Origin of the sequence: Bacillus sp. L_1B0_5 (assembly GCF_000836715.1) — a bacterium.
In the GTDB taxonomy this organism is placed as follows: domain Bacteria; phylum Bacillota; class Bacilli; order Bacillales; family Bacillaceae_G; genus Bacillus_A; species Bacillus_A thuringiensis_S.
Window position 1 is genome coordinate 1 of record NZ_JXIS01000248.1, and the last position, 302, is coordinate 302.

The window sequence follows — 302 nt, forward strand, 5'->3', positions numbered from 1 at the left end:
GGTTCAAATCCTGTCTTCCCGATATTCAAAAAAACATGGGGCCTTAGCTCAGCTGGGAGAGCGCCTGCCTTGCACGCAGGAGGTCAGCGGTTCGATCCCGCTAGGCTCCACTTTATTTAATATATGTCTCGGAGGTATACCCAAGTTCGGCTGAAGGGATCGGTCTTGAAAACCGACAGGCGGCGAGAGTCGCGCGGGGGTTCGAATCCCTCTACCTCCTCCATTTTTTTTATGATTTAGACATATAATAATAAAATATTTATTTTTTCCTTCATGGAGGTATACCCAAGTTCGGCTGAAGG

The 302-nt window shown here is 47.4% G+C and carries 2 tRNA genes; both read left to right on the top strand.

Going from position 1 to position 302, the window contains the following annotated elements:
* The first annotated feature begins 37 nt into the window (after positions 1 to 37).
* Positions 38 to 110, top strand: a tRNA-Ala gene (locus RT27_RS32195).
* Positions 111 to 130: 20 nt separating this feature from the next.
* A tRNA-Ser gene (locus RT27_RS32200) sits at positions 131 to 223 on the top strand.
* The last annotated feature ends 79 nt before the right edge of the window (positions 224 to 302 follow it).